This window comes from Geodermatophilus sp. SYSU D00700 (genome assembly GCF_054050255.1).
The window spans coordinates 26,818-51,382 of record NZ_JBJGZA010000007.1 but is presented as its reverse complement, the minus strand read 5'-3'; the positions used below and the strand labels follow the sequence as shown (position 1 = coordinate 51,382).

The 24,565-nt window shown below is 75.8% G+C and carries 22 protein-coding genes; 3 read left to right on the top strand and 19 right to left on the bottom strand.

What is annotated here, in order from left to right; translation table 11 throughout:
- Window positions 1–60 precede the first annotated feature (60 nt).
- From ACI79V_RS07755 to ACI79V_RS07685, 15 genes are all read right to left on the bottom strand, one after another.
- Window positions 61–1,560: a glutamate synthase subunit beta gene (locus tag ACI79V_RS07755; RefSeq protein ID WP_456888055.1), complete on the bottom strand. Its 1,500-nt coding sequence runs from the start codon at window positions 1,558–1,560 to the stop codon at window positions 61–63.
- Window positions 1,553–6,217 carry a glutamate synthase large subunit gene (gltB, locus tag ACI79V_RS07750; protein ID WP_456888053.1) on the bottom strand — a complete coding sequence of 1,555 codons (4,665 nt, stop codon included), beginning with the start codon at window positions 6,215–6,217 and terminating at the stop codon, window positions 1,553–1,555. The genes ACI79V_RS07755 and gltB overlap by 8 nt, the downstream gene beginning before the upstream one ends.
- Window positions 6,218–6,521: 304 nt before the next feature.
- Window positions 6,522–7,487 carry a prolipoprotein diacylglyceryl transferase gene (lgt, locus tag ACI79V_RS07745; RefSeq protein WP_456888051.1) on the bottom strand — a complete coding sequence of 322 codons (966 nt, stop codon included), beginning with the start codon at window positions 7,485–7,487 and terminating at the stop codon, window positions 6,522–6,524.
- Window positions 7,484–8,287 carry a tryptophan synthase subunit alpha gene (trpA, locus tag ACI79V_RS07740; RefSeq protein WP_456888049.1) on the bottom strand — a complete coding sequence of 268 codons (804 nt, stop codon included), beginning with the start codon at window positions 8,285–8,287 and terminating at the stop codon, window positions 7,484–7,486. Before trpA ends, lgt begins: the two co-directional genes overlap by 4 nt.
- Window positions 8,284–9,633, bottom strand: coding sequence for a tryptophan synthase subunit beta (trpB, locus tag ACI79V_RS07735; RefSeq protein ID WP_456888047.1), 1,350 nt, complete (start codon window positions 9,631–9,633; stop codon window positions 8,284–8,286). The genes trpA and trpB overlap by 4 nt, the downstream gene beginning before the upstream one ends.
- A gap of 74 nt (window positions 9,634–9,707) precedes the next feature.
- Entirely contained in the window at window positions 9,708–10,517 is an 810-nt protein-coding gene (gene trpC, locus ACI79V_RS07730) for an indole-3-glycerol phosphate synthase TrpC (RefSeq protein WP_456876021.1), read from the bottom strand.
- Between the two features lie 60 nt (window positions 10,518–10,577).
- Window positions 10,578–11,198, bottom strand: coding sequence for a Trp biosynthesis-associated membrane protein (locus ACI79V_RS07725; protein WP_456888045.1), 621 nt, complete (start codon window positions 11,196–11,198; stop codon window positions 10,578–10,580).
- Window positions 11,195–12,706 (bottom strand): anthranilate synthase component I, encoded by a 1,512-nt coding sequence (locus ACI79V_RS07720; protein WP_456888043.1) that lies wholly within the window; start codon window positions 12,704–12,706, stop codon window positions 11,195–11,197. The genes ACI79V_RS07725 and ACI79V_RS07720 overlap by 4 nt, the downstream gene beginning before the upstream one ends.
- Window positions 12,693–13,058 carry a phosphoribosyl-AMP cyclohydrolase gene (hisI, locus tag ACI79V_RS07715; protein ID WP_456876024.1) on the bottom strand — a complete coding sequence of 122 codons (366 nt, stop codon included), beginning with the start codon at window positions 13,056–13,058 and terminating at the stop codon, window positions 12,693–12,695. The genes ACI79V_RS07720 and hisI overlap by 14 nt, the downstream gene beginning before the upstream one ends.
- An 83-nt stretch (window positions 13,059–13,141) precedes the next feature.
- The gene (locus ACI79V_RS07710; protein ID WP_456888041.1) at window positions 13,142–13,801 is read right to left on the bottom strand and encodes a hypothetical protein; all 660 of its coding nucleotides are present in this window, start codon (window positions 13,799–13,801) and stop codon (window positions 13,142–13,144) included.
- Entirely contained in the window at window positions 13,798–15,450 is a 1,653-nt protein-coding gene (locus ACI79V_RS07705) for an FAD-binding dehydrogenase (protein ID WP_456888040.1), read from the bottom strand. Before ACI79V_RS07705 ends, ACI79V_RS07710 begins: the two co-directional genes overlap by 4 nt.
- Before the next feature lie 10 nt (window positions 15,451–15,460).
- Window positions 15,461–15,985, bottom strand: coding sequence for a hypothetical protein (locus ACI79V_RS07700; RefSeq protein ID WP_456888038.1), 525 nt, complete (start codon window positions 15,983–15,985; stop codon window positions 15,461–15,463).
- A 19-nt stretch (window positions 15,986–16,004) separates the two neighbouring features.
- A complete protein-coding gene (locus ACI79V_RS07695; protein WP_456888036.1) occupies window positions 16,005–16,412 on the bottom strand; it encodes a hypothetical protein in 408 nt (135 codons plus the stop codon).
- Window positions 16,413–16,451: 39 nt separating this feature from the next.
- Window positions 16,452–18,263, bottom strand: coding sequence for an ABC transporter ATP-binding protein (locus ACI79V_RS07690; RefSeq protein WP_456888033.1), 1,812 nt, complete (start codon window positions 18,261–18,263; stop codon window positions 16,452–16,454).
- On the bottom strand, window positions 18,260–20,035 hold the full coding sequence (locus ACI79V_RS07685) for an ABC transporter ATP-binding protein (protein ID WP_456888031.1): 1,776 nt from the start codon (window positions 20,033–20,035) through the stop codon (window positions 18,260–18,262). The genes ACI79V_RS07690 and ACI79V_RS07685 overlap by 4 nt, the downstream gene beginning before the upstream one ends.
- Window positions 20,036–20,146: 111 nt before the next feature.
- Here ACI79V_RS07685 and ACI79V_RS07680 point away from each other — a divergent pair, with 111 nt between their 5' ends.
- Window positions 20,147–20,788: a TIGR03085 family metal-binding protein gene (locus ACI79V_RS07680; RefSeq protein WP_456888029.1), complete on the top strand. Its 642-nt coding sequence runs from the start codon at window positions 20,147–20,149 to the stop codon at window positions 20,786–20,788.
- Here ACI79V_RS07680 and hisF read toward each other — a convergent pair.
- From hisF to priA, 3 genes are read right to left on the bottom strand one after another with little or no spacing between them, the layout of a single operon-like run.
- A complete protein-coding gene (gene hisF, locus ACI79V_RS07675) occupies window positions 20,781–21,575 on the bottom strand; it encodes an imidazole glycerol phosphate synthase subunit HisF (protein WP_456888028.1) in 795 nt (264 codons plus the stop codon). The two genes, ACI79V_RS07680 and hisF, sit on opposite strands and share 8 nt — an antisense overlap.
- Window positions 21,572–21,958, bottom strand: a complete 387-nt coding sequence (locus tag ACI79V_RS07670) for a RidA family protein (RefSeq protein WP_456888027.1) — start codon at window positions 21,956–21,958, stop codon at window positions 21,572–21,574. The genes hisF and ACI79V_RS07670 overlap by 4 nt, the downstream gene beginning before the upstream one ends.
- A complete protein-coding gene (gene priA / locus ACI79V_RS07665) occupies window positions 21,955–22,689 on the bottom strand; it encodes a bifunctional 1-(5-phosphoribosyl)-5-((5-phosphoribosylamino)methylideneamino)imidazole-4-carboxamide isomerase/phosphoribosylanthranilate isomerase PriA (RefSeq protein WP_456888025.1) in 735 nt (244 codons plus the stop codon). The genes ACI79V_RS07670 and priA overlap by 4 nt, the downstream gene beginning before the upstream one ends.
- A 58-nt stretch (window positions 22,690–22,747) precedes the next feature.
- Here priA and ACI79V_RS07660 point away from each other — a divergent pair, with 58 nt between their 5' ends.
- A complete protein-coding gene (locus ACI79V_RS07660) occupies window positions 22,748–23,374 on the top strand; it encodes a nitroreductase family protein (RefSeq protein WP_456888023.1) in 627 nt (208 codons plus the stop codon).
- The gene (locus ACI79V_RS07655; RefSeq protein WP_456888021.1) at window positions 23,371–24,126 is read left to right on the top strand and encodes an SDR family NAD(P)-dependent oxidoreductase; all 756 of its coding nucleotides are present in this window, start codon (window positions 23,371–23,373) and stop codon (window positions 24,124–24,126) included. The genes ACI79V_RS07660 and ACI79V_RS07655 overlap by 4 nt, the downstream gene beginning before the upstream one ends.
- A 5-nt stretch (window positions 24,127–24,131) precedes the next feature.
- On the opposite strand, the gene ACI79V_RS07650 is transcribed toward ACI79V_RS07655, so the two are convergent.
- Window positions 24,132–24,533 carry a VOC family protein gene (locus ACI79V_RS07650; RefSeq protein WP_456888019.1) on the bottom strand — a complete coding sequence of 134 codons (402 nt, stop codon included), beginning with the start codon at window positions 24,531–24,533 and terminating at the stop codon, window positions 24,132–24,134.
- Between the last annotated feature and the right edge of the window lie 32 nt (window positions 24,534–24,565).

Here is a 24,565-nt window from a genome sequence, read left to right as displayed (position 1 = left end):
TCGCTCCAGCGGCGTCCGGGCCGGGTCCCGCGGTGTCGCGGGACCCGGCCTGCGGAGCCGTCAGCGGAGGGCGACCGCGGTCGGGGTGACCGGCCGGGGCAGCATGGAGCTGCCGGTCAGCCACGCGTCGGCGGCGCCGGCGGCGGCGCGGCCCTCGGCGATCGCCCAGACGATGAGCGACTGGCCGCGGCCGACGTCGCCGGCGACGAAGACGCCGGGCACGCTCGCCATGAACTCGTCGTCGCGGGCGACGTTGCCCCGGGCGTCCATCTCCAGGCCCAGGGTCTCCACCAGACCCTCGCGCTGGGCGCCGGTGAAGCCCATGGCCAGCAGCACCAGCTGGGCGGGCAGCTCGCGCTCGGTGCCCTCCACCTTCTGGAACCGGCCCTCGACCCGCTCGACCTCGTGCAGCACCAGCGCGCGCACGCGGCCCTGGGCGGGGCCCTCCTCATGACCCAGGAAGCGCTCGGTGTTGACCGAGTACAGCCGCTCGCCGCCCTCCTCGTGCGCCGAGGAGACCCGCATGATCATCGGGTAGGTCGGCCAGGGGTTGCCCTCGGCCCGCTTCTCCGGCGGCGCCGGCATGATCTCCAGCTGGGTCACGGACCGGGCGCCCTGCCGGTGCGAGGTGCCCAGGCAGTCCGCGCCGGTGTCACCGCCGCCGATGATGACGACGTCCTTGCCCTTCGCGGTGATCGGCGGGTCGTCGAGCTCGCCGAGCGCCTGCCGGTTGCCGAAGGGCAGGAACTCCATGGCGAGGTGGATGCCCTCGAGCTCCCGGCCGGGCACGGGCAGGTCGCGGCCGACGGTGGCGCCCGCGGCGAGGACGACGGCGTCGTACTCGGCACGCAGCTGCTCGGCCGACAGGTCCCCCTCGCCGCTGCCGCCGACCTCGACGCCGGTGACGAAGCGGGTGCCCTCGGCGCGCATCTGGTCCAGCCGCCGGTCCAGGACGGACTTCTCCATCTTGAACTCGGGGATGCCGTAGCGGAGCAGGCCGCCGATCCGGTCGGCGCGCTCGAAGACGGTGACGTCGTGCCCGGCCCGGGTGAGCTGCTGGGCGGCGGCCAGGCCGGCCGGGCCGGACCCGACGACGGCGACCGACTTACCAGTCCGCTCGGCCGGGGCCTGCGGCTCGACGTAGCCGCGCTCGAAGGCCTGGTCGATGATCTCCCACTCAATCTGCTTGATCGTCACCGGGGAGTCCTGCAGGTTGAGCACGCAGGCGCCCTCGCAGGGGGCGGGGCACAGCTTCCCGGTGAACTCCGGGAAGTTGTTGGTCGCGTGCAGCCGCTCGATGGCGTCGCGCCAGTCGTCGCGGCGGGCCAGGTCGTTCCACTCCGGGATCAGGTTGCCCAGCGGGCAGCCGTGGTGGCAGAACGGGATGCCGCAGTCCATGCACCGGGCGGCCTGCTGGCGCAGTGCCGCGACCGGGTAGACGCCGTCCTCGCCGTTCTGCCGGGAGAGGTAGACGTCCTTCCAGTCGAGGATGCGGACGTCCACCGGCCGCCTGGGCGGCAGGGCCCGCTCGTACTTCAGGAACCCCGTGGAGTCAGCCACGTGCGGCCTCCATCACTGCTCGGTCGACATCGGTCCCGGCGGCCTCGGCGGCGCGCCGGGCCTCGAGCGCGCGGCGGTAGTCGCGCGGCATGATCACGCTGAACTGCTCCGACCACCGGCCCCAGTCGGCCAGCAGCGCGGCGGCGACCGGCGACTCGGTCGCGGCGTGGTACCGGACCAGGACGTCGCGCAGCCACTGCGAGGACTCGCCGTCGAGCGGCTCGACGTCGACCATCTCGGGGTTGACCCGGTGGCGGGCGAGGTCGAGGACGTAGCCCACCCCGCCGGACATGCCGGCCGCGACGTTGCGCCCGGTGGGCCCGAGGACCACCGCGCGCCCGCCGGTCATGTACTCCAGCGCGTGGTCGCCGGCGCCCTCGACGACGGCCAGCGCGCCGGAGTTGCGCACGCAGAACCGCTCGCCGACGCGCCCGCGCAGGAAGATCTCGCCGGAGGTCGCGCCGTAGCCGATGACGTTGCCGGCGATGACGTTGTCCTCGGCGGCGAAGGGGGCCTCGCGGGCCGGGCGGACCACGATCCGCCCGCCGGAGAGGCCCTTGCCGACGTAGTCGTTGGCGTCGCCGAACAGCCGCATGGTGACCCCGCGCGGCAGGAACGCGCCGAAGGACTGGCCGGCCGACCCGGTGAAGGTCAGGTCGATGGTGTCGTCGGGCAGGCCCTCGCCGCCGAAGCGGCGGGTGACCATCGAGCCGAGCATCGTGCCGACGGTGCGGTTGACGTTGCGCACCGGCAGCTCGAGGCGCACCGGGCGGGCGTCGAGCAGCGCGCCCTCGCACAGCTGGACCAGCGTCTGGTCGAGGGCGACGTCGAGCCCGTGGTCCTGCGGGCGGACCGCCCGCCGCGGCGTGCCCTCGGGCAGCTCGGGCAGGGCCAGCATCCGCGACAGGTCCAGCCCGCGGGCCTTCCAGTGGTCGACCGCCTGCCGGGTGTCGAGCAGCTCGACGTGGCCGACCGCCTCGTCGACCGAGCGGAAGCCGAGCTCGGCGAGGTACCCGCGCACCTGCTCGGCGAGGAACTCGAAGAAGGTGACCACGAACTCCGGCCGCCCGGTGAACCGCTTGCGCAGCTCCGGGTTCTGCGTGGCGACGCCGACCGGGCAGGTGTCGAGGTGGCAGACCCGCATCATGATGCAGCCCGACACGACCAGCGGGGCGGTGGCGAAGCCGTACTCCTCGGCACCGAGCAGCATCGCGACGACGACGTCGCGGCCGGTCTTCATCTGCCCGTCGACCTGCACCACGATCCGGTCGCGCAGGCCGTTGGCCAGCAGCGTCTGCTGCGTCTCGGCCAGGCCCAGCTCCCACGGCGAGCCGGCGTGCTTGAGCGAGGTCAGCGGCGCGGCACCGGTACCGCCGTCGTGCCCGGAGATGAGCACGACGTCGGCGTGGGCCTTACTGACCCCGGCCGCGACCGTCCCGACGCCGACCTCGGCGACCAGCTTGACGTTGACCCGCGCCTGGTCGTTGGCGTTCTTCAGGTCGTGGATCAGCTGCTTGAGGTCCTCGATCGAGTAGATGTCGTGGTGCGGCGGCGGGCTGATCAGGCCGACGCCGGGGGTCGAGTGCCGGGTGCGGGCCACCCACGGGTAGACCTTGCCGCCGGGCAGCTGGCCGCCCTCGCCGGGCTTGGCGCCCTGCGCCATCTTGATCTGGATGTCGTCGGAGTTGACCAGGTACTCGCTGGTCACGCCGAAGCGGCCGCTGGCCACCTGCTTGATCGCCGAGCGGCGCAGGTCGCCGTTGGGGTCGGGCACGTACCGGTCGGGGTCCTCGCCCCCCTCGCCGGTGTTGGACCGCCCGCCCAGGCGGTTCATCGCGATGGCGAGGGTCTCGTGCGCCTCCTGCGAGATGGAGCCGTAGCTCATCGCGCCGGTCTGGAACCGCTTGACGATCTCGCTCGCCGGCTCGACCTCCTCGATCGGCACCGGCGGGCGCACGCCCTTCCGGATGGAGAACAGGCCGCGCAGGGTGGCCGCGTCCTCCGACAGCTGGTCGACCGTCTGCGTGTACCGCTCGAAGACCTCGTACTGCCGCGAGCGGGTGGAGTGCTGGAGGAGGAACACCGTCTCGGGGTTGAACAGGTGCACCTCGCCCTCGCGGCGCCACTGGTACTCCCCGCCGGTCTCCAGCCGGCGGTGCGCCCGCTCGGTCGGGTTCTCCGGGTAGGCCCGCCGGTGCCGCATGGCGACCTCCTCGGCGAGCACGTCCATGCCGACGCCGCCGAGGGGGCACGACGTGCCGGTGAAGTACTCGTCGACGACGTCCTGCGACAGGCCGACCGCCTCGAAGATCTGCGCCATCGTGTACGAGCCGACGGTGCTGATGCCCATCTTGCTCATCACCTTGAGCACGCCCTTGCCCAGCGCCTTGACGACGTTGCGCACGGCCTGCGCGGGCTGGACGCCGGTGAGGGCGCCGTCGCGGATGAGGTCCTCGATGGACTCGAACGCCAGGTAGGGGTTGACCGCCGCAGCGCCGTAGCCGAGCAGCAGCGCCACGTGGTGCACCTCGCGGCAGTCGCCGGACTCGACGACCAGGCCGACCTCCATGCGGGTCCGCTCGCGCACCAGGTGGTGGTGGACGGCGGCGGTCATCAGCAGCGACGGGATGGGGGCGCGGCGCTCGTCGCAGTCGCGGTCGGAGAGCACGATGATCCGGGCGCCGGCGGAGATCGCCTTGCTGACCTTGGTCCGCAGCTGCTCGATCGCCTCGACCAGCGCGGGGCCGCCGCCGGTGACGTCGTAGTGGCCGGTGATCCGCACGGCGGCGAAGCCGGGCAGGTCGCCGTCGTCGTCGATGTGCAGGATCTTGGCCAGCTCGTCGTTGTCGATGACCGGGTAGGGCAGGTACACCTGCCGGCAGGAGGCCGCGGTGGCCGACAGCAGGTTCTGCTCGGGGCCGAAGGTGCGGCCCAGGCTGGTCACCAGCTCCTCGCGGATGGCGTCCAGCGGCGGGTTGGTCACCTGGGCGAACAGCTGCCCGAAGTAGTCGTAGAGCTGCCGGGAGCGGTCCGACAGCGCCGCGATCGGGGTGTCGGTGCCCATCGAGCCGATCGGCTCGGCGCCGCTGGCGGCCATCGGGGTGAGCAGGAGGCGCAGCTCCTCCTCGGTGTAGCCGAACAGCTGCTGGCGGCGGACGACCGACTCGTGGCTGGGCCGCGCGCGCCGCCGCTCGGGCAGCGAGGGCAGGTGCACCAGCCCGGCGTGCAGCCAGTCCTCGTAGGGGTGCTCGGTGGCGAGGGCGCCCTTGACCTCCTCGTCGGAGACCAGCTGCCCGGAGGCGGTGTCGACGAGGAACATCCGGCCCGGCTGCAGCCGGCCCTTGGCGACGACGTCGCCGGGCGGGATGTCGAGCACGCCGGCCTCGCTGGCCAGGACGACGAGGTCGTCCCGGGTGCGCCACCAGCGGCCCGGGCGCAGGCCGTTGCGGTCGAGGACGGCGCCGATCAGCGTGCCGTCGGTGAACGCGACGCAGGCCGGCCCGTCCCAGGGCTCCATGATCGAGGAGTGGAACCGGTAGAAGGCCCGGCGGGCCGGGTCCATCTCGTCGTGGTTCTCCCACGCCTCCGGGATCATCATCAGCACCGCGTGCGGCAGCGAGCGGCCCGACAGGTGCAGCAGCTCGAGCACCTCGTCGAAGGTGGCCGAGTCGCTGAAGTCGCTCGCGGTCACCGGGAAGACGCGCTCCAGGCCGAGCTCGGCGGCCGGGCCCGCGGGACCGTCGAACAGCTCGGTCTCGAGCTTGGCCTCGCGGGCGCGCATCCGGTTCCGGTTGCCCTTGATCGTGTTGATCTCGCCGTTGTGGGCGATGAACCGGAACGGGTGGGCCAGCGGCCAGCTCGGGAAGGTGTTCGTGGAGAACCGGCTGTGCACCAGCGCGATCGCCGACTCGTAGCGCTCGTCGCGCAGGTCGGGGAAGAACGCGGGCAGCTGGTCGGTGGTGAGCATGCCCTTGTAGGTGAGGGTGCGCGAGGACAGCGAGACCACGTACAGCGAGCTGCCCGCCTCGCGGGCCTCCCGCTCGGCCCGCTTGCGCAGCACGAAGGAGCGCCGCTCCAGCCGGGTGACGCCGTTCGGGGCCACCGTGCCGCCGAAGGCGGAGGCGTCTGCGCGGGCGCCCATCGTCTCGGCGACGAACAGCTGGGCGAAGTGCGGCATGACCGCCCGGGCGGTGGGACCGAGGTCGGCGCCGTCGGGGTCGACGGGCACGTCGCGCCAGCCGAGGACGGTCAGGCCCTCCTCGGTCGCGATCCGCGCGACGTCGGCCTGGCGGGCGGCCCGCTCGCCGGCATCGAGGGGCAGGAAGGCGATGCCGACCGAGTACTCCCCCAGCGGCGGCAGGTCGAAGTCGACGACGGCCCGCAGCAGCGCGTCGGGCACCTGGGTCAGGATGCCCGCGCCGTCCCCGGAGTTCGGCTCGGAGCCGGCGGCGCCGCGGTGGTCGAGGTTGTGCAGCGCGGTCAGGCCGGCGGCCACGATCGCGCGGGACCGGCGGCCGCGGGCGTCGGCCACGAAGGCGACACCGCAGGCGTCCGAGTCGTTGGCCGGGTCGTAGAGACCGGTGGCCGGCGGGGTGGCCGAGAACGGCACGGCCGGGCCGGCGGTGGTGCGGGGGGCGGGGGTGCGGGACCCGGACATGGTCACTCCCGTCGTCGGCTACCGCGCCGGCCTCGTGGCGAGGACGGCGCGGGGGCACGGCCGGTGGTCAGGGGGGCGGAGAGCAGCCGAGGGCTGCGGTGAGCCGGCGTCCGGCGGACACGGTGTGCCCGGACCGGCTGAGCTCGCGGCCCCGCGGATGGTGCCGCGGGGTCGTCGTCCGCGGGGCAGCGCTGGCCCGGTTCCGACACGTGGGACGACCCAGGATCACTGGGAGTCTGCACAGGAGGGTACACAGCCGTAACGCGGCGCTCACGCGTCCGGAGGGTGTCCGGCGCGCGTCCGGTCAGGGTGCCCCCGGCGTGCCGGAGGGGCGGTCCCCCGACCGCCGGGCACCGGGCGCGTCGGTGCCGGTGGGGGCCTCGCCGACGTCGTCCGCGCTCTCGTCCCGGGCGTCGTCCCCGGCGTCGGCGGCGTCCCCGGCGTCGGTGTTCCCTGCCCGGTCGAGGACCTCCCGCGGCCGGCCGCGCTGCCAGACCATGTAGGCGACGGCGAGCAGGCCGACCACGATGCAGGTGACCACGTTGAGCCGGACGCCGAGGACCCGGTTGGCGTCGTCGATGCGCAGGATCTCGATCCACAGCCGGCCGGCGCAGTACAGCGCGACGTAGAGGGCGAACGCCCGGCCGTGGGAGAGCCGGAAGCGGCGGTCGGCCCACACGACGACGGCGGCCGCGGCGAGGTTCCACAGCAGCTCGTAGAGGAACGTCGGGTGGAACGTGGCGAACGCCTCGTAGCCGTCGGGCCGGTGGACCGGGTCGATCTCCAGCGCCCACGGCAGCGTCGTCGGCCGGCCGAAGAGCTCCTGGTTGAACCAGTTGCCGAGGCGGCCGATGGCCTGGGCGACCAGCAGGCCCGGGGCGGCGGCGTCGGCGAAGGCCGGCAGCGGGATGCCCCGGCGGCGGCAGGCGATCCACGCGCCGACGCCGCCGAGGGCGATCGCGCCCCAGATGCCGAGGCCGCCCTCCCAGACGGCGAACGCCCGAAGCGGGTCGCCGCCCTCGCCGAAGTAGGGCTGGGGCGTGGTGAGCACGTGGTAGAGCCGGCCCCCGAGGATCCCGAAGGGCACCGCCCAGATGGCGATGTCGAGGACCTCCCCGGGCCGCCCGCCGCGGGCCACCCAGCGCCGCTCGGCGATCCAGCAGGCGGCGACGATGCCGGCGATGATGCACAGCGCGTAGGCCCGCAGCGGGAGCGGGCCGAGGTACCAGGTCCCCTGCGCGGGGCTGGGGATCGCCGCGAGGACGCTCACGAGGGCACCCCGGCGCGCCGGCGGACGCCCTCGGCCAGCTCGGCCGAGAGGGCCCGGACCCCCTCCGCGCCGCGCCCGTCGAGCATCTCGCGGACGTAGGCCGAGCCCACGATGACGCCGTCGGCGAAGCCGGCCACCTCGGCGGCCTGGTCACCGTTGGACACACCGAGCCCGACGCAGATCGGCAGGTCCCCGGCCACCGGGCGGGTGCGGGCGACCAGTTCGCCGGCGGCCGTGCTGACCGTGGCCCGGGTGCCCGTGACCCCCATGGTGGAGGCGGCGTAGACGAAGCCCCGGGACGCCGCGACCGTGGCGGCCAGCCGGGCGTCGGTGGACGACGGGGCGACCAGGAAGACCCGGTCGAGGCCGGTGCGGTCGGTGGCGGCCAGCCAGGGCCCCGCCTCGTCGGGGATGAGGTCGGGCGTGATCGCCCCCGCCCCCCCGGCGGCGGCCAGGTCGTCGGCGAACCGGTCGACGCCGTAGCGCTCGATGGGGTTCCAGTAGCTCATCACCACGGGCACCCCGCCGGCCGCGGCGACCGCCCGCACGGCCGGCAGCACGTGGCGCAGCCCGACGCCCGCCCGGACGGCCACGTCCATGGCCTCCTGGATGACCGGGCCCTCCATGCCGGGGTCGGAGTACGGGACCCCCACCTCGAGGGCGTCCGCGCCCCCCTCGATGGCTGCGACCATCGCCTCGATCGAGGTGTCGACGTCGGGGTACCCCACCGGCAGGTAGGCGATCAGCGCGGCGCGGCCCTCGGCCCGGGCGGCGGCGATGCGGTCGGCGAGCAGGCTCATGCCGACTCCCCCGCGTCCCGGCCGGGGACGGCCTGGTCGTTGCTGACCGCGCCCTCGGTGGGCCGCTGGTCGGTGTCCATGCCGGCGCCGGGCTCGACGTGCTCGCGGTCGCCGAGGCCGAACCAGCGCGACGCCGTCTCCACGTCCTTGTCGCCGCGGCCGGAGAGGTTCACCAGCAGCAGCGCGTCCGGCCCCAGCTCCCGGCCGAGGACGAGCGCCCCGGCCAGGGCGTGCGCGGACTCGATCGCCGGGATGATGCCCTCGGTGCGGCACAGCAGCGCGAAGGCCTCCATCGCCTCGGCGTCGGTGACCGGGCGGTACTCGGCGCGGCCGATGTCGTGGAGGAAGCTGTGCTCGGGGCCCACGCCCGGGTAGTCCAGGCCGGCGCTGATCGAGTGCGACTCGATCGTCTGCCCGTTGTCGTCCTGCAGCAGGTAGGAGCGGGCGCCGTGCAGCACGCCGGGCGAGCCGCCGGTGATGGTGGCCGCGTGCCGGCCGGTGTCGACGCCGTCGCCGCCGGCCTCCAGCCCGAGCAGGCGGACCCCCTCGTCGGGGACGAACGCGGTGAAGATGCCGATCGCGTTGGACCCGCCGCCCACGCAGGCCAGCACGGCGTCGGGCAGCCGGCCCTCCCGCTCGAGCACCTGCGCCCGGGCCTCGTCGCCGATGACGCGCTGGAAGTCGCGGACCATCGCCGGGAACGGGTGGGGGCCGGCGACGGTGCCGAAGACGTAGTTGGTGGTCTCGACGTTGGTCACCCAGTCGCGGAACGCCTCGTTGATGGCGTCCTTGAGGGTGCGCGAGCCGGTGATCACCGGCACGACCTCGGCGCCGAGCAGCCGCATGCGGGCGACGTTGAGCGCCTGGCGGCGGGTGTCCTCCTCGCCCATGTAGACCGTGCAGGACAGCCCCATGAGCGCCGCGGCCGTGGCGGTGGCGACGCCGTGCTGGCCGGCGCCGGTCTCGGCGATGACCCGCTGCTTGCCGATCCGCCTGGTGAGCAGCGCCTGGCCCAGCACGTTGTTGATCTTGTGCGAGCCGGTGTGGTTGAGGTCCTCGCGCTTGAGCAGGACCCGAGCGCCGCCGGCGTGCTCGGCGAACCGGGGCACCTCCGTGATCGGGCTGGGCCGGCCGGTGTAGTCGCGCTGTAGGGCGGCGAACTCGGCGAGGAAGGCCGGGTCGACGCGCATCGTCTCGTAGGCCTCGGTCAGCTCGTCGAGCGCGGCGATCAGCGCCTCGGGCACGAAGCGGCCACCGAAGACGCCGAAGTGGCCCGTGGGATCCGGCCAGGACGGACGCGCCGGGGCGAGTCGGTCCTCGGGCGGGTGCACGGCGCTGCTGGTCATGCGCCCAGCCTAAGGACCTCGCTGCCCCCCGCCCCTCGCAGGCTCGCGGCGGGACCCTGCAGCGAGGCCGGGGTCTAGCGGGTCGTGCGCGGCACGGCCGGGTGCGAGCCGGCGGTGACCAGGTCGGCGACCGCCTGGCGGGCGTCGCCGGCGGTGACCAGGCCCTCGCCGACCAGCACGGCGTCGGCTCCGGCCGCGGCGTAGGCGATGAGCTCGCGCGGGCCGCGCACGCCGGACTCGGCGACCTTGACCACGCCCGAGGGCAGCCCGGGCGCGATCCGCTCGAAGGTGCCCAGGTCGATCTCGAGGGTGGTGAGGTCGCGGGCGTTGACGCCGATCACCGAGGCGCCGGCGGACAGCGCGCGGTCGGCCTCGGCCTCGGTGTGCACCTCGACCAGCGCCGTCATGCCGAGGGACTCGACTCGCTCGAGCAGCCCGAGCAGCGCGTTCTGCTCGAGCGCGGCGACGATGAGCAGGACGACGTCGGCGCCGTGGGCCCGGGCCTCGTGCACCTGGTAGCTGCTGACGACGAAGTCCTTGCACAGCACCGGCACGTCGACGGCGGCGCGGACCGCGGCCAGGTCGGCGTGCGAGCCGCCGAAGCGGCGCCGCTCGGTGAGCACGCTGATCACCCGGGCGCCGCCTGCGGCGTACTGCCGGGCGAGCACCGCGGGGTCGGGGATGTCCGCGAGCGCGCCCTTGCTGGGGCTGCGCCGCTTGACCTCGGCGATGACGCCCACGCCGGGCTCGCGCAGCGCGGCGAGCGCGTCGAGCGCGGGGCGGGCGTCGCGGGCGGCGGCCTTCACCTCGGCCAGGGGGGTGGCCGCCTCGCGCGCCGCGACGTCCTCGCGGACGCCGGCGACGATGTCGTCGAGGACGGTCACACCGCCTCCTCGCTGCTGGTCGTCGGGGGTCCCGGCCCCCGCCGGAACGGTCGTCACACCCTAGCGATGACGGCCCGGCGGGCCGGGCGCCGGGTCGTCGGCCGGGTCGTCGGTCGGGTCGTCGCCGCGGTCGAGCGCGCGCCAGGCGTCGAGCGCCCGGTCCTCGTCGGTGCGGGCCGGGGCCGGAGCAGGGACGGCCGTGCCCGGCGCGCGCTCGTAGCGTCGCCCCATCGCGGGCCAGCGCCGTCCGCGGGCGAGGACCAGCCCGCCGGCGGCGAGCGCGACGGCCGCGGCGACCAGGCACAGCACCGGCCAGGCCGCGGCCAGGTCGGCGGTGCGCCGCTCCCCCGGTGCCGCCGTCCCCGTGTCCGCGGCGCCGGTGAGCACCCGCAGGCCCGACCAGGCCAGCGCCGCCCCGGCGAGGACGACGAGCGCGCCGACGGCGGCCCGGGCCGCGCCCCGCACGGCGAGGACGGCGACCCCCGCGGCGAGGAGCAGCAGGCCGGCGGCGGGGACCAGCGGCGCGAGCGCGGCGCCGGTCAGCGCCTCGGTGACCGGCGGCAGCGGCGGGCGGCGGGTGACGGTGACCGTGGACCAGGTCTGCCCGCCGGCCGACAGCGCCAGCGCCCCGGCGAGCGCGCAGCCGGCCAGCGCCGTCCCGAGCTCCCGCCGCGGGTTCACCGCACCTCCCGCATGCCCTCCGCGGTCGCGATCGCCGACAGCACCGCCCGGGCCTTGTGCCGGGTCTCGGCCTCCTCGGTCGCGGGGTCGCTGTCGGCGACGATGCCGGCGCCGGCCTGCACGTAGGCCCGGCCCTGGTGCAGCACGGCGGTGCGGATGGCGATGGCCATGTCCATGTCGCCGCTCGCGTCGACGTAGCCCACGGTGCCGGCGTAGAGCGCCCGCCGGGTGGGCTCCAGCGACTCGATGATCTCCATGGCCCGCGGCTTGGGGGCGCCGGAGACGGTGCCGGCCGGGAAGGTCGCGTCGAAGACGTCGAGCGCGTCGCGGTCGGGGCTGACCTGGCCGGAGACGGTCGAGACCAGGTGCATGACGTGGCTGTAGTACTCGACGCGCATGAAGTCGGGCACCTCGACCGTGCCCGGCACGCACACCCGGCCGAGGTCGTTGCGGGCGAGGTCGACGAGCATGACGTGCTCGGCGCGCTCCTTGGGGTCGGCCAGCAGGCCCTCGGCCAGCCGCAGGTCCTCCTCCTCGGTGGCCCCGCGCGGGCGGGTGCCGGCCGGCGGGTGGACGACGGCCTGGTCGCCGGTGACGGTCACCAGCGCCTCGGGCGAGGAGCCGACGACGTCGAAGGGCGTCTCCCGGCCGGCGAAGCGCAGCAGGTACATGTACGGCGAGGGGTTGGTCGCCCGCAGCACCCGGTAGAGGTCGAGCGCGTCGACGTCGGTGTCGGTCTCGAACCGCTGGGCCAGCACCACCTGGAAGGCGTCGCCGGCGCGGATGTGCTCGCGGACGGCCTCCACCCCGGCCTCGTACTCCCCCGGCGCCATGGTGCTGCGCACCGGGGGCGGCCCGGCGGGGGTGAAGGTGGCCACGCCCGGCGGCACGGCCTTGGTGAGGTCGGCGGCCATCGCGTCGAGCCGGGCGACGGCGTCGTCCCAGGCCGCCGCGGGGTCGTCCGCGGTCTGCCGGAAGGCGTCGGCGATGAGCAGCACCGTGCCGTCGGTGTGGTCGAGCACGGCCAGGTCGGTGACCAGCGTCAGCGCCAGCTCGGGCATGCCGAGGTCGTCGGTGGCGGTGGCGGGCAGCCGCTCCAGACGCCGGACGACGTCGTAGCCGAGGTACCCGACCAGCCCGCCGGTGAGCCGGGGCAGGTCGGGGCTGCGCGGCGAGCGCAGTCGCCGCGCCAGCGTGCGCGCGGCGGCCAGCGGGTCCTCGGGCAGGTCGTCGGTGAGGCCGGGCAGCCGGTCGCCGAGCCAGAGGGTGCGCCCGTCGCGCTCGGTGAGCACGCCGGCGCTGCGCACGCCGACGAAGCTGTACCGCGACCACCGCTTGCCCTGCTCGGCGGACTCCAGCAGCACCGTGCCCGGCCGGTTGCCCGCGAGCTTGCGGTAGACCCCGACCGCCGTCTCGCCGTCGGCCAGCAGCCGCCGGGTGACCGGCACGACCGGCTGGTCGGCGGCGAGGAAGTCCTCGCGGGACGGGGTGGTCTCACCGAGCCGCACGGGTCACCTCCAGGTCGCGGGAGAAGCAGGAGCGCGTGCCGGTGTGGCAGGCCGGGCCCTCCTGGTCGACGAGCACCAGCAGCGCGTCGCCGTCGCAGTCCAGCCGCACGTCGCGGACCCACTGCCGGTGCCCGGAGGTCTCGCCCTTGACCCAGTGCTCCCGGCGGCTGCGCGACCAGTAGGTGGCGCGGCCGGTGGTCAGCGTGCGGCGCAGCGCCTCGTCGTCCATCCAGGCGAGCATGAGCACCTCACCGGTGTCGTGCTGCTGGACGACGGCGGCGACCAGCCCGGCGGGGTCACGGCGCAGCAGCGCGGCGACGGCGGGGTCGAGGGCGGAGTCGACGGCGGGCATGCCGGCGATTCTCCCCCGCCCGCGGGACGGGCCGGGTCAGCGGCCCCGCGCGGCCCTGCGGGGCCGCGACCCGGGCCGGCCCGTCACCGGGCGCCCGCGGCGGCCGGCTCCGGGTCGGCGGCCCAGCGGCGCACGCCGCCGGCCAGCAGCAGGCCCAGGCCCACCGCGGGAGCCGCGACGTAGAACAGCACCCCGGCGACCAGCACGGCGCCGGGGCCGACCTCGTCGGTGAAGCCGTCGAGGGTGCCCAGCCGGACCAGCCAGTACAGGGCGAGGGCGAGCTGGACGGCGAGCGCGACGAGCAGCGTCAGCCACGACCCGCGGCTGCGCCGGTTGAGCACCAGCACCCCGCCGACGACCAGCGCGACCGCCGACAGCAGCTGCACGACGGTGACGACGACGGCCTCGGTGACCAGGGAGTCGGCGTCCGCGTCGCCGCCGAACCCCGGGGACACCAGGCCCAGCGTGCTGGCCAGCAGGAGCAGGTAGGCCGACGTCAGGGCCACGAGGGCGGCCTGCACGAACGCGAGGACCGCGGCGGCCACGACCTGCCCGGGGCGCCGCGAGCGCGCCGGCGCGAGCAGGCCGTGGGTCGGCCAGTACGGCACCGACGGGGGCGGCCAGCCGTACCCGGGTGGCAGGGCGCCGGGCACCGGCGGGGTCGCGTACGACGGCGGCCCGGTGTAGACCACCTGCTCGGTCTCGGTCGCGGGATCGGCCCAGGGGCTGCCGGGGGCGGTCACAGCGCCGCCGCCAGCGCCCGGCCGGCCACCCGCCCGGAGAACAGGCAGCCGCCGAGGAAGGTGCCCTCCAGCGACCGGTACCCGTGCACGCCGCCGCCGCCGAAGCCGGCGACCTCGCCGGCGGCGTAGAGGCCGGGGAAGACCTCGCCGCCGGCCCGCAGCACCCGGGCGGACAGGTCGGTCTCGAGCCCGCCGAGGGTCTTGCGGGTCAGCAGGTTGAGCCGGACGGCGATCAGCGGCCCGGCCTGCGGGTCGAGCAGCCGGTGCGGCGGGGCGACCCGGATGAGCTTGTCGCCGAGGTAGTTGCGGGCGCCGCGGATCGCGGTCAGCTGCAGGTCCTTGGTGAAGGCGTTGGCCACCGCGCGGTCGCGGGCGAGGACCTCGCGCTCGACCGTGGCCAGGTCGACCTCGGGGGTGCCGCCGGTGATCCGGTTCATCCCGGCGACCAGGTCGGGCAGGGTGGTCGCGGTGACGAAGTCCTCGCCGCGGTCGAGGAAGGCCTGCACCGGGGCGGAGACGCCGGCCTTCACGCGGTTGACCAGCAGCCGGACGTCCTTGCCGGTCAGGTCGGGGTTCTGCTCGGAGCCGGAGAGGGCGAACTCCTTCTCGACGATCTTCTTGGTGGCGATGAACCAGGTGTGCTCGTGGCCGGTCTGCCCGATGTGCGCGAGGGTGCCCAGGGTGTCGAAGCCGGGGAACAGCGGGACCGGCAGCCGGGTGCCGGTGGCGTCGAGCCACAGCGACGAGGGCCCGGGCAGGATGCGGATGCCGTGCCGGCTCCACACCGGCGAGTGGTTGGCGATCCCCTCGGTGTAGTGCCACATCCGGTCGCGGTTGACCACGTTGCCGCCGGCCGCCTCGGTGGCCTCCAGCATCAGCCCGTCGACGTGCGCGGGCACGCCCGACAGCAGCCGCTGCGGCGCCGGGCCCAGCCGGGCCGGCCAGTTCTTCCGCACGAGGTCGTGGTTGCCGCCGATGCCGCCGGAGGTGACGACGACGGCCTGCGCGGCGATCTCGAAGTCGCCGACGGCGGTGCGGGAGCTGTCCTCGCCGCGGGCGGCGTCGCTGGGCTCGAGGACCTCCCCGCGCACGCCGGTGACCGCGCCGCCGGTGACGACCAGCCCGGTGACCCGGTGGCGGAAGCGCAGGTCGACCAGGCCGCGGTCGGCGGCGGCGCGCACCCGGCGGGCGAAGGGCTCGACGATGCCCGGGCCGGTGCCCCAGACGATGTGGAAGCGCGGCACCGAGTTGCCGTGGCCGGTGGCGGTGTAGCCGCCGCGCTCGGCCCAGCCGACGATCGGGAAGAAGCCGACGCCCTGCTCGCGCAGCCAGGCCCGCTTCTCGCCGGCGGCGAACTGCAGGTAGGCCTCGGCCCACTGGCGCGGCCAGTGGTCCTCCGCGCGGTCGAAGGCGGCGGTGCCGAACCAGTCCTGGCGGGCCAGCTCCAGGGAGTCGCGGACCCGCAGCCGGCGCTGCTCGGGCGAGTCGACGAGGAACAGCCCGCCGAAGGACCACCAGGCCTGCCCGCCGAAGGACGCCTCCGGCTCCTGCTCCAGGAGCACCACCCGCTTGCCGGCGTCGGCGAGCTCGGCGGTCGCCACCAACCCGGCCAGCCCGGACCCCACCACGACGACGTCTGTCTCGACCACGGCGGGCACGCTAGCCGCCGCGGGGCCCGGCGCGGCGCGGACGGGCCGCCGACGGCGGCGGTGTCCCCCGCCGGGGGCGGGTCCAGTCCCGGATCGGGCGGCGCACCGCGAGCACCAGGCAGCCCACCGGGCCGACGAGGAGCAGCAGCGCCCAGCCGACCGACCGGCCGTCCCCGAGGACGCCGAAGAGGAACGCGACGCCGAGCAGCAGCAGGACCGACGGGACGGCGGCGAGGGTCAGCACCAGCCAGCCCCGGCCCCGGCCGAGCAGCACCAGGACCGCGCCCACCACCGCGAGCAGTGCCAGCCCGGCCGGGGTGAGCACGAACCAGTCCCAGCCCGGTTCGGGCGCCCACAGCAGCCAGGCGAGGTAGAGGTCCTCGGCGGCGACCAGCAGTCCGAAGACCGCGGCGAACGGCGCGGTCAGCGGCCGGACGCGCGCCGGCCGGGACGGGGACCGGGCGGGAGCCGACGGCGCGGCCGCGGCCCGGGGGGACCGCCGGGGCGCCGCGCGGCGGGACGGGGACGGCGGCATGCCGCGCGGACCCGGCCGGTCAGGCCGCGGGCCGACGGCGGGCGTCGCGCGCCTCGGCCAGCCAGCGGCCCACGGCCGGGGTCATCGCCAGCCCGGCGGCCAGCACCGGGCAGAGCGCCAGGACGAACGGGCCCGCGCCCACCGACTCGCCGACCGACCGGGCGGTGGCCACGACCAGCCCCGCCACCCCGATCGCGAGCAGCGCCGAGAGCACCAGGGGCACCCGGCCGCGCCGCAACAGGAACCAGGTGAGGGCGAACAGCTGCAGGAAGGGCGGGACGACGAGCAGGACCAGCGTGAACCACTCGCGTCCGGCGTCGGCCTGCAGCCCGCCCAGCGCGTAGACCAGGAACGCCACGATCGCCAGCGGCAGCACGCCCAGTCCCGCGAGGACGGCGGCGGCGACGGCCGGCACGGGGATCCTCATGCGGCGCAGCCTAGAAGGGAGCGTCGCCCGCCCGGGGGATCAGCCGACGCGCTCGGGCGCCGCGGCGGAGGACCGGCGCCACGAGGCGTGCAGCCGGGCGTAGGGCCCGACGGCGTCGACCAGGTCGGCGTGCGCCCCGCGCTGCACCACCCGTCCGGCGTCGACGACGAGCACCTCGTCGGCCCGCTCGGCGGTGGAGAGCCGGTGGGCGATGGTCAGCGTCGTCCGTCCCTCGGTGAGCCGGTCGAGGGCGTGGGTGAGCCGCCGCTCGGTGGCCGGGTCGACGGCGCTGGTGGCCTCGTCGAGGACCAGCAGGTCGGGCGCGGCGACGTGCGCGCGGGCGATGGCGACCAGCTGCCGCTCCCCTGCCGACAGCGAGTCGCCGCGCTGGCCCACCGAGGTCGCGACGCCGTCGGGCAGGCCGGCGAGCCAGTCGCCCAGGCCCAGCTCGTCGAAGGCCGCCGTCACCTCGGCGTCGGTGAGGCCCGGCCGGCCGTAGCGGACGTTGTCGGCGACGGTCGCGTCGAACAGGAAGCCGTCCTGGGGCACCATGCCGACCCGCCGGCGCAGCGAGGCGAAGGCGACGTCGGTCAGCGGCACCCAGCCGGCGGCGTCCGAGCCGAGCAGCACCCGCCCCTCGGTGGGGTCCATGAGCCGGGTGACCAGCTTGGCCAGCGTCGTCTTCCCGGAGCCGGTCTCGCCGACGACGGCGTAGCTGCGGCGCGGCGCCAGGGTCAGGTCGACGTCCTGCAGCGCGGGGCGCGCGCCCTCCGCGTAGCGGAAGGCGACGTGCTCCAGCCGCACGCCCAGCGGCCCGGGCGGCAGGTCGAGGGCGGTGCCGTCGGCGGCGGGGTCGCGGACGTCGGGCTCGGTGTCGAGGACGTCGAGCACGCGGCGGAACCCGGCGAGGGCGTTCTGCGCCTCGTTGAGGACCTCGCTGGCCATCTGCACCGGCGCGACGAACAGCGTGACGAGGAACAGGAAGGCGATCAGCGTGCCGGCGCTGATCTGGCCGGCCAGGCCGAGCAGCACGCCGACGACCACGACCGCGGCGTTGGCGAGCGCGGCGATGAACTCGCCGCTGACGAACACCGCCGCGGTGACCTTCTGGGCGTCGACCTGGGCGCGGTAGTGCCGGCCGATGGACCGGTCGAGCCGGGCGGCGGTGCGCTCGCGGATGCCGTAGGCGCGCACGGTCGGGGCGCCGACGACGGACTCCGAGATGGCGGCCAGCACGTCGCCGACCCGCTCGCGGACCACGCCGTAGGCCACGGCCAGCCGCTTGGCGAACCAGCGGACGGCGAAGCCCAGCGGCACGAAGCAGACCAGCACCAGCAGGGTGAGCTGCCAGGAGTAGACGAACATGACCGCGGTGGCCACGATCAGCTGGCCCAGGCTGACCACGCCGAGGACGCCGCCCCACTGCATGAACGTCGACAGCTGGTCGACGTCGCTGGTGACGCGGGAGACCAGCGAGCCGCGGCGCTGCCCCTGCTGGTGCAGCACCGACAGGTCGTGCACGTGCCGGAAGGCGCGCGAGCGCAGCCCGGCCAGCGCCGTCTCGGTGGTGCGGAACAGCCGCACGTTCATCCGGTAGACGGCCACGCCGGTGAGCAGCACGACGGCGGCGCAGACGAGCACCAGCGTGCGGACCAGGTCGAGGTCGGGCCCGCCGGGAGCGAGCAGGCCGCGGTCGACCACCTGCTGGACGGCGATCGGCACGACCACGCGCCCGGCGGTGGCGACCAGCGCCAGGGCGAAGGTGGCCGGCAGCCCGCGGCGGAACTCCGGCATCGCGCGCAGCCCCCGCCCCAGGGTGGCGAAGGCGCCCTCGCGCTCCGGCCCGCTCACGCCGCCACCTCCGCCTGCGAGTAGGCCCGCACGAGCGCGGCGTAGCCGGGCACGGTGGCCAGCAGCTCCTCGTGGCTGCCGCGCGCGGTGACCCGCCCGCCCTCGAGCCAGACGACCTCGTCGGCCAGCGCGATGGTGGCCTGCCGGTAGGCGACCACGACGACGGTCGAGGGGCGGTCGGCCGAGCGCAGCGCGTCGAGGATGCGGGCCTCGACGGCGGGGTCGACGGCGCTGGTGGCGTCGTCGAGGACGAGCAGCCGGGGCCGGCGGACGACGGCGCGGGCCAGCGCGATCCGCTGCCGCTGGCCGCCCGAGAGGGTGGCACCCCTTTCGCCGACCCGGGTGTCGAGGCCCTCGGGCAGCCGGTCGACGAACTCCTCGGCGGCGGCCACCCGCAGCGCGGCGCGGACCTCCTCGTCGGTCTGGTCGCCGCCCAGGGTGACGTTGCCGCGCACCGTGTCGTCGAAGAGGAAGGTGCCCTGCGGCACGAAGGCGGCCTGGGCGCTGACCTCGCCCTCGCGCAGCCGGCGCAGGTCGACCCCGTCGAGGAGCACCTCGCCGTCGGCGGGGTCGACCAACCGGACGAGCAGCCCGGCCAGCGTGGACTTGCCCGAGCCGGTCGGCCCGACGACGGCGACCGTGCTGCCGGCCGCGACGTCGAAGGTGACGCCGGAGAGCACCGGCCGGGACGCGCCGTCGAAGGCGTGGTCGACCGCCCGCAGCGCCAGGCCCGCGCCGCCGTCGCCGCGGACGGCGGTCTCGGCGCCGTGCGGCGTCTCCCCGGTGGCGTCGAGGACCGGGGTGACGCGGTCGAAGCCGGCCAGGGCGCGCGGCAGGTCGGCGAGCACCCAGCCGATCGCGCGGATGGGCAGGGCGAGGAGGGTGAACAGGTAGGCGATGCTCACCAGGTCGCCGGGGTCGGTGCCGCCGCCGGCGACCCGGCCGGCGCCGACGAGCAGCACGGCGAGGGTGCCGAGGTTGGGCAGCGCCTCCATCAGCGGGTCGAACAACCCGCGCACCCGGCCGACGGCGACCAGCCCGTCGCGCAGCTCGAGGGCGCGCTGGGTGAACCGGGCGCTCTCGACGTCCTCGCGGCCGAGGGTCTTGACCACCAGGCCCGCGTCGAAGCTCTCGTGCGCGATCTCGCTGACCTCGGCGCGCAGCTGCTGGGCCCGGCGCATCCGCGGGCTCATCACCTGCGAGTAGACGACGTTGACGGCGAAGACCAGCGGGAAGACGACCAGGCCGACGAGGGCCAGCAGCGGGTCGGTGACCACGAGCGCGACGACGGTGATGGCGATCATCACCAGCGCGCCGCAGGCGAAGGGCAGCGGCGAGACGAAGAACCAGGCGGCCTCGACGTCGGAGTTCGCGTTGGACAGCAGCTGGCCGGTCGGGTGGCGCTGGTGCCAGGACAGCGGCAGCCGCAGGTACTGGGCGGTGACCCGGCGGCGGTAGTCGGCCTGCAGCCGGTAGGCCATGATCCCGGCGAACAGCCGGCGGCCGAGGATGCCGAGGATCTTGAGCAGCGCGACGGCCAGCACGATCGCGACCGCGAGGGTCAGGGCGCCGGCGGTGGTGTCGCCCTCGTCGAAGGCCGGCAGCACCACCCGGTCGGTGACCTCACCGATCACGTAGGCCGACAGCACGGTCATCGCGCCGTAGAGGCTGCTGGCCAGGACGGCGAGGGTGAACATGCCCGGCTGCTCGGCGATCGCGCGGCCGACGTGGCGCAGTCCCCGCCGGACGACGGCGTCTCGAGCGGGGGGCACGGGTCTCCTCGGGATCGGGCGGCGGCCTGCCGCGTACTTAGTCACGCTAACCGATCGGCGACGGTGGGGCCGCCGGGTTTCCGGGGAGCGCACCGTCGGTAACCCGCCGCGGTGACCGATGCTTCCCGCCCGTTCGCCGCCCGCGAGCGCGCGGCCCTCGCCGACCTGCTCGACGACCTCGGACCCGACGCCCCGACCTGCTGCGAGGGGTGGGCGACGGCGCACCTGGCGGCGCACCTGGTCACCCGCGACCGGCGGCCCGACGCCCTGCCCGGCTACGCGCTGGAGCGCACCCCGGTCGGCGAACGGGCGCACGCGTACTCGGCCCGGCTGGAGGACCGGCTGCGCGCCTCGACCCCCTACCCCGAGCTGGTGACCCGCGTCCGGCAGGGCCCGCCGGCCTGGCTGCCGACGAGCTGGGCGCCGGTGGCGGCGCTCGTGGACAGCGCCGAGTTCGCGATCCACCACGAGGACGTGCGCCGCGCCCAGCCGGGCTGGGAGCCGCGGGCGCTCCCGCTGGCCGACGCCGACCGGCTGTGGACCGCGGCGCAGCTGTTCGCCCGCGCCGTCGCGCCGCGCTACCCCGGCGGGCTGGTGCTGCAGCGCAGCGACGTCCCCGGACCGGGCAAGCGGATCCGCGCCGGCTCGGCGGTCACCACCGTCGAGGGCGAGCCGCTGGAGGTGCTGCTGTGGGCCGCCGGGCGCCGCGGCGTCGCCCGGGTCGCCGTCCGGGACGGGGCGCCGGCTAGCTGAGCGGCGTGTCCGACGCCGTCCGCACCGGGACGCCGGCGCCGGCCAGGGCGGCCTTGACGTCGCCGATGCGCAGGGTGCCGAAGTGGAAGACGCTCGCGGCGAGCACCGCGTCGGCGCCGGCCTCCACGGCGGGCGGGAAGTGCTCGACCGCGCCCGCGCCGCCGCTGGCGATGACCGGCACGGACACCTCGCGGCGCACCGCGCGGATGAGCTCGGTGTCGAAGCCGGCGCGGGTGCCGTCGGCGTCCATGGAGTTGAGCAGCACCTCGCCCACGCCGAGCGCGGCGGCCTGGACCACCCACTCGACGGCGTCCCGGCCGGTGCCGCGGCGGCCGCCGTGCGTGGTGATCTCGAAGCCGGAGTCGGTGACCGCGCCGTCGCGCACCCGGCGGGCGTCGAGGGAGAGCACGAGCACCTGGTTGCCGAAGCGGTCGGCGATCTCGCCGATCAGCTCGGGCCGGGCGACGGCGGCGGTGTTGACCGCGACCTTGTCCGCGCCCGCGCGCAGCAGCCGGTCGACGTCGTCGGGGCTGCGCACGCCCCCGCCGACGGTGAGCGGGATGAAGACGCTCTCCGCGGTGCGCCGGACGACGTCGTAGGTGGTCTCCCGGTCGCCGGAGCTCGCGGTGATGTCGAGGAAGGTCAGCTCGTCGGCGCCCTCGGCGTCGTAGACGCGGGCCATCTCGACCGGGTCGCCGGCGTCGCGCAGGCCGACGAAGTTGACGCCCTTGACCACCCGGCCGGCGTCGACGTCGAGGCACGGGATCACGCGGACGGCCAGACTCATCGGACCCGCACCGCGTCGGCCTCGACCTCGACGAGCATGTCGGGGTGCAGCAGGGCGGCGACGCCGACCATCGCGGTGGCCGGCCGGACGGCGCCGAAGACCTCGCCGTGCACACGCCCGACCTCCTCCCAGCGGCTGGTGTCGGTGACGTACATGCGGGTGCGGACGACGTCGGCGGCGCTGAGGCCCGCCGACTCGAGCGCGTCGACCAGGACGCCGAAGGCGACCCGCGCCTGCGCGGCCACGTCGCCGGGGTGCACGACCTCGCCGTCGACGGTGGCGGTGCAGCCGCTGACCCACGCCTGCTGCCCGGCGACGACGACGCGGCTGTAGCCGACGAGCTCCTCCCAGGGCCCGCCGGAGCCGATGCGCCGCACGGTCACGCCGCGGCCTCCCGGGTGACCGCGAGCGCCTCGGGCAGGGTGAAGGCGCCGGCGTAGAGGGCCTTGCCGACGATGGCGCCCTCGACGCCCACCGCGGTGAGACCGGCCAGCGCCCGGACGTCGTCGAGCGAGCTGACCCCGCCGGAGGCGACGACCGGCCTCGGCGTGGCGGCGCAGACGTCGCGGAGCAGGTCGAGGTTGGGGCCGCGCAGCGTGCCGTCCTTGGTGATGTCGGTGACCACGTACCGGGCGCAGCCCTCGGCGTCGAGGCGGGCGAGGGTCTCGAAGAGCTCGCCGCCCTCGCGGGTCCAGCCGCGGGCGGCGAGCCGGGTGCCGCGGACGTCGAGGCCGACGGCGATGCGGTCGCCGTGCTCGGCGATGGCGCGGGCGCACCACTCGGGCGACTCCAGCGCGGCGGTGCCGAGGTTGACCCGGCGGCAGCCGGTGGCCAGGGCCGCGGCCAGCGACTCGTCGTCGCGGATGCCGCCGGAGAGCTCGACGTCGACGTCGAGCGCGCCGACGACGCGGGCCAGCAACTCGCGGTTGCTGCCCCGGCCGAAGGCGGCGTCGAGGTCGACCAGGTGCACCCACTCCGCGCCGTCGCGCTGCCACTGCAGGGCGGCGTCGAGCGGGTCGCCGTAGGAGGTCTCGCTGCCGGCCTCCCCCTGGACGAGACGGACGGCCTGGCCGTCGGCGACGTCGACGGCGGGGAGCAACTGGAGGGTCGGCACGCTCCCAGCCTAGGGACCGACGCGCCGTGGCCTGCCCCACCCGGGGCAGGCTGCGGGGGTGGAGTTCGCCGACGTCGTCCGCAGGCGCCGCATGGTGCGCGACTACGACCCCGACCGGCCGGTGCCGCCCGAGGTGCGGGAGCGGCTGCTCGAGCACGCGACCCGGGCGCCGTCGGCCGGGTTCACCCAGGGCTGGGCGTTCCTGGTGCTCGAGTCGGCCGCCGACCGCGAGCTGTTCTGGTCGGTGACCGCGGGTCCCGGCGCTCCGGACGGCTGGCTGACCCGGATGCGGCGGGCGCCGCTGCTGGTGGTGCCCCTGTCGTCGAAGGACGCCTACCTCGACCGCTACGCCGAGCCGGACAAGGGCTGGACCGACCGGGACCCTGCCAGTGTCGCTGCCCGCTGGCCGGTGCCGTACTGGGACGTCGACGCCGGGATGGCCGCGCTGCTGATGCTGCTGACCGCCGTCGACGAGGGGCTCGGCGCCTGCCTGTTCGGCGTCCCCGCGGAGCGGGTGGACGCCTTCCGGGCCGCGTTCGGCGTGCCGCCCTCGCACCGCCCGGTCGGGGTGGTGTCGGTCGGGTACCCGGGCAGCGAGGACCGGCGCTCGCCGTCGCTGCGGCGCGGCCGGCGCGGGCTCGACGAGGTGGTGCACCGGGGCCGCTGGTTGACTCCCGGCCCGTGACCTCCTCCCGTGCCGTGCTCGTGACCGGTGGCTCCCGCGGCATCGGCCGCGCGATCGCCCGCGCCTTCGCCGAGCGCGGCGACCGGGTGGCCGTCCACTTCGGCGCCTCCCGGGACCGGGCCGAGGCCGTCCTCACCGAGCTGACCGGCTCCGGCCATGCGCTGGTGCAGGCCGACATGGCCGATGCCGCGGCGGTGGGCGCGATGGTCGACGACGCCGCCGGCGCCCTGGGCGGGCTGGACGTGCTGGTGAACAACGCCGGCGTGTTCGTCGCCTCCCCGCCGCTGACCTCCTCCTACGAGGAGTGGCAGCGGGTGTGGGCCGAGACGCTCGCGGTGAACCTGGCCGGGGCGGCCCACGCCACCTTCCGCGCGGTCCCGCACCTGCGCGCGGCCGGCGGGGGTGCCGTGGTGAACGTGTCCAGCCGCGGGGCCTTCCGGGGCGAGCCGGACAACCCGGCCTACGGCGCGTCGAAGGCGGGCCTGAACGCCTTCGCCCAGTCGATGGCGCTGGCGCTCGCGCCCCTGGGCATCTCGGTCACCGCCGTGGCGCCGGGCTTCGTGCAGACCGAGATGGCGCGGGAGGTGCTCGACGGCCCCGGCGGGGACGCCGTGCGCGCGCAGTCGCCGTTCGGCCGGGTCGCCCGCCCGGAGGAGGTGGCCTCGGCGGTGGTGTGGCTGGCCTCGCCGGAGGCGCGGTTCAGCACGGGGACGATCGTCGACGTCAACGGGGCGTCCTACCTGCGCAGCTGACCCGGTCAGCCGCCGTGGGCGGCCGCCCAGTGCGGGCTGGTGATGAGGCCGAGCAGGTTGCCGAACGGGTCGGCGACGACGGCGGTGCTCCAGCCCTCGCCGCGCACGGTCGGCGGCTGCACGACGGTGGCGCCGACGGTCTCCAGCCGGTGCACGACGGCGGGCAGGTCGTCGACGTGCCAGTGGACGACGACGCCGGCCGGCCGGCCCACGGGCCAGGCCGCGTAGCGGGCGTCCATGATGCCGAGCTCGTCCTCGTCGTCGCCGACGCGGAACTCGACGTAGGCCGGCGGCCCCTCGACCGGGCGGACGAAGTAGGGCTCGACGCCGAGCACGTCGGCGTACCAGCGCACCGCGGCGGGCACGTCGTCGGCGGTCAGGGTCACGGTGGCCAGGCCTCGCAGCACGGGAGGGTCCTTCCGTCGGTCGGGGCGCTCGC